Origin of the sequence: Endozoicomonas atrinae (assembly GCF_001647025.1) — a bacterium.
In the GTDB taxonomy this organism is placed as follows: domain Bacteria; phylum Pseudomonadota; class Gammaproteobacteria; order Pseudomonadales; family Endozoicomonadaceae; genus Endozoicomonas; species Endozoicomonas atrinae.
Map to the genome: position 1 here is coordinate 19853 of NZ_LUKQ02000069.1, position 7234 is coordinate 27086.

General features: G+C 45.8%; 6 protein-coding genes. 2 read left to right on the top strand and 4 right to left on the bottom strand.

All coding sequences use genetic code 11. The features are described from left to right. Positions 1-136 precede the first annotated feature (136 nt). A complete protein-coding gene (locus AK963_RS11790; protein ID WP_066015651.1) occupies positions 137-1564 on the bottom strand; it encodes a hypothetical protein in 1428 nt (475 codons plus the stop codon). Between the two features lie 182 nt (positions 1565-1746). Between AK963_RS11790 and pepT the strand changes: the two genes are divergently transcribed. Together pepT and AK963_RS11800 are read left to right on the top strand one after the other, a co-directional pair. Then, positions 1747-2988 (top strand): peptidase T, encoded by a 1242-nt coding sequence (gene pepT, locus AK963_RS11795; RefSeq protein WP_066015652.1) that lies wholly within the window; start codon positions 1747-1749, stop codon positions 2986-2988. Beyond that, positions 2981-3682: a pseudouridine synthase gene (locus AK963_RS11800; protein WP_066015653.1), complete on the top strand. Its 702-nt coding sequence runs from the start codon at positions 2981-2983 to the stop codon at positions 3680-3682. The genes pepT and AK963_RS11800 overlap by 8 nt, the downstream gene beginning before the upstream one ends. A gap of 178 nt (positions 3683-3860) precedes the next feature. Here the strand turns inward: AK963_RS11800 and AK963_RS11805 are convergent, their stop codons facing one another. The 3 genes from AK963_RS11805 to AK963_RS11815 all read right to left on the bottom strand — a co-directional run bounded on the left by AK963_RS11805 (position 3861) and on the right by AK963_RS11815 (position 6921). Further along, positions 3861-4718 carry an HAD-IIB family hydrolase gene (locus AK963_RS11805; RefSeq protein WP_066015658.1) on the bottom strand — a complete coding sequence of 286 codons (858 nt, stop codon included), beginning with the start codon at positions 4716-4718 and terminating at the stop codon, positions 3861-3863. Between the two features lie 137 nt (positions 4719-4855). Continuing rightward, on the bottom strand, positions 4856-6364 hold the full coding sequence (locus tag AK963_RS11810; RefSeq protein WP_066015654.1) for a sodium:solute symporter family protein: 1509 nt from the start codon (positions 6362-6364) through the stop codon (positions 4856-4858). Positions 6365-6549: 185 nt separating this feature from the next. Then, a complete protein-coding gene (locus AK963_RS11815; protein WP_139117369.1) occupies positions 6550-6921 on the bottom strand; it encodes a hypothetical protein in 372 nt (123 codons plus the stop codon). Between the last annotated feature and the right edge of the window lie 313 nt (positions 6922-7234).

Sequence of the window (7234 nt, forward strand, 5' to 3'; positions counted from 1 at the left end):
TAGATTTATGGACTGGAAAACCCTTCAGAAGGGGGTTTTAAAGCATTTTCCTGTCCAGTGTTATGATTCTGATCATAAACTTTGTAGAAACAATTCTACAAAGTTTATTCAGTAATTTTTATCTTGTCAGGAGGGCTCAGTCAAAGCGATACAGCTCATTCCCTATGATGGTTCCACGTACCAGAAAAGCGGGTTGATTATTTGAACCGGGCTTTGGTGTGAAGAAAAATAGTTCAGCAGCTTGTCCTTCTACCAGTGCGACCTGCGGTATGTCCGGAAATACCGTGTGAGTTCCTTTTTGAAGTCGCTGTACCATTTCACATAGTACCAGCTCACCTTTATGCCAAGCCTGGTAAAGCACAGAGGTGAAAGTCTCGGTACATCTTGGGTGTACCTGACCAAGGCCAAAGCTGTCAGAGGCAATAAACGTTTCCGGCTGTTCCAGCAGCCAGAGCAAATCCTCCTCCTCGCAGAATGCACGTTGATAGGTTCCACCACCGTTGAGTGACCTGCAGATTGTCAGTAATGCTTTTTCCAGGCTTTCTCCCAGTTCGCAGGCAATGGTTCCCAGCGTCTTCTGATTGAATACTTCACGGTTACAAACGACGGTGGTTTCTGCAAGCCTGGGTGGTGGGTTGTCTACCAGCCACTGGCAGAAATCATCGTCGCTCTGTTCCTGCCAGAAGTCCGTGGTGGGAAACAGGGATGTCAGTGTGGTGGAGGCAAACGCAAATGGGTATGTATCCCAGCTCAATGGAAACGCACTGCTTTTCTGCCATTGCAGCAGTGTGTGATAACGCTCAGGAAACCGGCCCTTGTGGCTGGCTCCTCCGAATTTCAGGTGGCTGATATGGCATCGTGCAGCTGTTCCTTCATGCCAGCTCATGACTTCCTGAATACTCTCAAGGATCCGATCTTGCTGATCTCTTACATGGTAGCTACAGCATACAGGCAGTCTGGTAAGCAGGCTGTTCATAAACCGGTATAAGCGTTCCGTAGGAAGGCTTTTTACTGGATGATAGTTCAGGCTGAGACTGAAACCCTGGAAAGGATAGCTCTGGTATTGCTCAATACATGTATTGATTCTATCTTCCAGCACATCATCGCTGTTGAGCGGGTAGTTATAGAGAAAACTGTTGATACCAAAGAGCTGATATTTTTTGACCGGCCCAGTATGGTCAAGTGTCTTGAAAAAATGCTCCCATGAGGTGCTGAGCATGGCAGTATCACCGAGAAACCCCGTGTAGCGGATATAGTCGTCACGTGACGTTGATTTCGGGTATACAGGATGGAAGCCACACAAGCCCGTGACCTGACGGGTGACTCCCTGGCCAAGTGCGTAATCACGGGCCCTTGAGTCACTGGCGGTAAAGTCTGCATGGGTATGGATATCGGTAATACCGGGAATGATATAGCCGCCTTCCAGGTTGAGCGTTGTCTCGTCAGCTTGCGGTGTTTCGCTTTGGCAGATAATGCCATTGTGAACCCGGAAATGAGGCATGAATATGAACTGCTGGCCATCCCAGACATGGGCATTCAGAAATAGTGCTGATAGTGAATTCACAGTGTTGTTCTTAATTGTGAGGAAGTAGTGGAAGCACCATAGATCCAGGCTTCACCACGGGGAAATGCCAAAAGTTGATGTGGAATGCCAATTCGGCATGAATCAGTTGACCGTTGTCATCTGCTTACCGGCATGGTTCTGATAGCCTGCAGCCTTTGTTAAGCCTGTGCACAGAAGTATCCATGAACATTGTTGAACGCTTCCTGAACTACACCCGAATCAATACCACCACTCACCGTGAAAACGGAGCCGCTGGCATCATGCCTTCATCTCCAGGCCAGATGGAGCTGGCTGAATTAGTCGCCAGTGAGCTTGAAACGCTTGGGTTGGAAGATATTGTACTGCGTGATAATGCCATTCTAACGGCGACACTGCCTGCCAATACCAACAGAAAATTACCCGTTGTTTCTTTCTTTGGCCATCTGGACACCAGTGCAGAGCAAACCGGTGATACCCATGCGCAGATTGTTCACTATTCAGGTGGTGATATCTGTCTGAACAGTGATCTGGATATCGCATTAAAAGCATCAGAGTTTCCGGAGATCGCCCGGTATCAAGGGCAGGATATTATCGTGACGGATGGCACCAGCCTGCTGGGGGCTGATGATAAGGCGGCTATCGCGGCTATTCTGGATGCATTGCAGACCTTGAAAAATAATCCTGAGATTGAACACGGTACGGTGAAGGTCGCCTTTGTACCTGACGAAGAACAGGGGCTGCGTGGCGCCAAGGCTTTTGATGTGGAAGGCTTTGGGGCTGACTTTGGTTATACATTGGACTGCTGTGGTATTGGCGACTTTGTTCACGAAAACTGGAATGCCGGTGATGCAGTTATTACCTTTACCGGGCAGTCTGCCCATCCCATGTCAGCAAAAGGCAAACTGAAGAACTCGTTGCTGATGGCTCATAAATTTATTGCCATGCTGCCAGCGGGTGAAGCGCCGGAATATACAGAAGACCGTGAAGGGTATTACTGGGTTAAAGAGCTTGCCGGTAACAGTGCCAGAACCGTGTTGAAAATGGATATCCGGGACTTCACCAAAGAAGGTTACCGTCGTCGCATGATGTTCCTGCAGACACTGGCAGAAAACTGTCAGGCTTTATGGGGAGAAAAGGCGGTCAATATTCAACTGTCTGACCGTTATGAGAATGTGGCCAACAGTCTGGAAGGCGATGCCGGATTTCCTATTGAAATTGCCCGCGAAGCCTATGCCCGCAACAGCATCACCATGAACGCCGTGCCCATGCGGGGCGGTTACGATGGTGCCATACTTTCCCAGAAAGGCCTGCCTTGTCCGAATATCTTCACCGGCGCTCATAATTTCCATTCAATTTACGAATATCTGCCCGTGAAATCGTTGCAGGCTGCCAGTGATATAGTGGTGGATGTGATTCGAATAACAGCGGAAAGAAAGTTTGAGTAAACGCACCCGGCTGGATCGGTTTCTTGCCAAGCATCTGCAAGTCCCCCGTAAACAGGTTCGCCTTGTTTTATCAGCGAGCCGCATTACGGTAGATGGTGATGTGGTTCGGGAGATGGATTATCAGCTACATGAGTTTCATCAGGTTGCCCTTGATGGACAGCTTCTGAGAGGGGATAAGCCCAGATACATCATGATGCACAAACCCGTGGGTGTGGTCAGTGCCACTAAAGATGATATTCATCCAACAGTGCTGGATTTGTTACCCGAAGAAGAACGACATGGGCTTCACATTGTGGGTCGGTTGGATCTGAATACTTCGGGCCTGGTACTGCTGACTAATGATAGCCGCTGGTCAAAAGCGCTGATGGCACCTGATCATCATGTTGCCAAGGAATATCTGGTGACGCTGCAGAACCCACTTTCCGACGATTATATCCCGGCATTTCGTGATGGTATGTACTTTGGCTATGAAGGCATCACCACACTGCCTGCGACTCTGGAAATTTTAAGCCCATACCAGGCAAAAGTTGTACTGGTCGAGGGCAAATACCACCAGATCAAGCGAATGTTTGGTCGCTTTCGTAATCCGGTGGTGGGGTTGCATCGCAGCCGGGTGGGCAATTTGATTCTGGACAGTGACTTGCCACCCGGGCAGTGGCGGCATTTAATGAGTGGTGAAATTGCAGCAGTATAAGAAATAGTGTCAGGCCTTTTTTGCCAGACAGGAAAGCCTGCCTGGCAATGTTGCAAGAGTGCCTGATATTTAGAGTGGAATCACTGACAGCTTAGTTAGGGGTTATGACAAAAATTGTAAGAAAGGTAAATATAATTAAGGCACACGAGGTGCTGTAATGGACAATAAGCTTCGACTATTAAGCTTCCTTTTTTGTAGTGACCACTGAACTTTTTTTTAATATTTCCAGAATACCGTGGCAGTAAGAAGCTTTTGTCACAGAGGGAAATAACTGTTGGGCTTTTAGATCAGCATTACCAACTAGATAGGCATTACTTACAGCATGGAGCATATCAATATCATTACAGCTGTCCCCAAATGCGAAGCTTTTGCTTCTAGGGATTGTAAATTTATGTTGAATAAAAGCTACTATTTCCTTTTTTCCACAGCAATTAGGTATAAAATCTACATCGAAGGCATTTTCAGGATCCCCAGCTGCTGGGTTGCATTTTGTTATCATTGCTTTCATTCCTTTCTTTTTTGCCATGCTCTTAATAATCTTGATGGAGTGCTCATTTTTAGAATATCCATAATAGTAAAAGCAGGCTTTGTTCTTTCCTTGGTAGTCATTGTCTTGCTGTTCCAATTCAATACCTTCTCTTCTTATTTCTTTTGCTAATCTGGTTGTTTGACTTTTTTGATAGCCACTGGCTTTTATTAGTTCATCCCATTCTAGGTCAGGTTTTAGCTTTCCATCATTGTTCCAAAATAATTCTGTTCCAAGGTTTGGAGAGATAAAGTTAGGGAGAAGGGAAAGATAATTTCGAGATTTATTTAGAAGAGAATTTAAATTGCTTCCTGAAATCCAGCCTATTATGAATGGTATGCCCCCGGACTTTTCAATTAAAAAATTCTCTAATTTGTTAATTCCAGAATGATTTTGGTGAATAGATGATACTGGTCGGTAAGTCTCATCAAAATCACAAAATATGGCAATTTCGGGGTTTGAGTATAATGGGAGAGACTTAAAATTATAATTTGTGTTTGCATGTTTCATAGAGGACATCTTTGAGCCTGCTGTATAGAGTGTTTAGGTTTAGAGTGATTGGGTAGGAGGATATAAATATTAAACTTTAGATGATGCCGCATTAAATTTCTCCAGTTTAGTTAAAAACTAAAAAAGCAGAGTTTTTATTAACTGTGCTTGGGTTGCAGGTTTATAGCTTTTTCTTCTTCTGTGGTTTCCTCCACAGCTTCTTCTCCCCAGTTTTCAATGGTTAAGCCATTACCGGGGTAAAGATGGCTGATCACCATATAACTGACAAAACTCATCAACAGCCCAAGGAAGATACCGTCCAGTCCAAAGAAATTTATCCAGTCGTACTGTACGGCCAGAATACCCAGTGTTCCCAGGAACAGTGAAACCCAGGTGGCCTGTTTGCTGCCTTTTTTGTAGAAATGACCCAGCAGATACGGTACCAGTACCCCACCGGCTCTCAGACTGAAAGAGAACATCAGTATGGAGATAATGGCAGAGGTGTTCATCACTGCAATCACCAGGGCAAAGACACCAAAGATCAGCATGGTAAAGCGGGCAACATTCAGCAGCTGTTTCTGGCTGGCTTTAGGGTTCAGGTAGATTTTGTAGATATCGTTGGCAAAAATGGAACCCGCACCCAGAAGGTCTGAAGAGGCGGATGACATGGTGGCTGACGTGATACCAGCGAACAGAACGCCGACAAGAACCGGTGGCATTACCTGTACAGCCAGTGTTGGCAGTACATAACGGGCACCGTTTTCAAGAATGTCAGTAGCGTCAAGGATGCCCAGCTCCACCATGGCTTTGGCAATGACGCCCAGCGATGCAGGTATCAGAGCGAAAGCGAAGAACAGCAAACCGGCAAAGAGACTACCAAGCAGGGCAGTTTTACCGTTTTTGGCGGCATAAAGGCGCTGTGTGACTTCCTGACCGCAAATAAACGACGCAGTGTAAATAAAGATCAGGCTGAGGATGGTTGGCCAGCCTATACCCTCTGTCAGGGACATTGATTTGGCGGGAAGCGTATCAACCACCATGTTCCAGCCACCGACCATATCAAGGGAGTAGGGGAGCACCGCCAGCATACCAAAGACGATCATCAGCATCTGGAAGAAATCCGTCAGCGATACCGACCATAACCCGCCCATAATGGAGTAAATAATCACGACCACCGCAACTACGGCGACAGAGGTTTGATAATCCAGCCCCATAATCACGGACAGGATAACCCCGGAGGCTATGAACTGTACGGCAGTCAGGCCAATCAATGGCAGGGTCATTATAATGGAGGTGAATAGCGCAGAATGCCGGTCGTATCGGCGGCGGAAGAATTCAGGAATGGTTTTCACCATCGCTTTGCGCAGCATGGGCGCAACGACGGCAATAATGGTAAAGGTGACGCCCATGGTGGCGACATACCAGAGTGATGACAGTCCCCAGTCACCGTAAGCTTTTTCAACAACACCCAGTGATGAGCCTCCACCAATTTCCGTTGCGGCCAGCGTGCCAGCAATCAGAAACGGCCCAAGACGCCGACCCGCGACCAGAAAGTCCTCCGAACTTTGTATTTTTCGGGTCGAATAAATACCAATACCAATTAACACCAGCAAATACCCAAGAACAATCAACAGGACAATCGTCTGCCCATCCAGATTCAGGCTCATGGCGGTATACTCAAGAAAGAAATTTGGTTGTTATTTGTTGTGATTCTGTGTTTATTGTTTCAGTGTTGTTTGAATGATTTGTTGATTTTTATCAACAGGAATGATGATCGGTTTAATTTTATTTTTATTGTTTTAAAAATAAACTGGATGGGTATTTTTTAACAGTATGGTTTTAGCAAGCCTGATTAAACCAACCTAATGGATTTAAATTCGCCTATTTTAATACTGATATCACCAAGACTTCTTTCATTTGGGGATGCTGGTTTTAACAATATTTGTGTACTGATGGTGACCGGCTGACCGATTTGAATACGGGCACTCTCTGTCATAGTCTCAAAGCCAGATGTCTGAAGGGTGAGCTTTGCCATGATGCCTCCATCGTCCCGGGCATAAAAATCTGTCCGACATTGTGGTGTAACTGAAGATAATGGAGAGGGGATATTGAATAGAGAGCGGTAAACCAGGTCGAAAAACAGCCACAGCGTATTATCTGCTGTTTGTGTCGTCAGATCCTGAATTGCCATTGCTAATGTGGGATTGCCTTCAGCGAAATCCATAATTGCTCTCTGGCAGGATTCTGAAAAGTACCGTTTATTGATTTGATCGTCAGAGCCATTTTCATGGGTACTGTTTGAAAGCTTAAAATTTACTTGGTCAATCAACTTATCGTTTCTGTATTGTAAAAACTGATACCCTCCATTTCTGACCCTGGCATGAAAAACCAGCTTGTTACGGGATGAGTAATACCAATCGCATTTTCTAAATCCTTAAGCTGCCGCCAACTATGCTTAGGCATCATTACCATGCATTATCTAGAACAGATGTCTCGTCGACCACAGCTACCCGAAGGTTTTAATGATGTTGATTTTC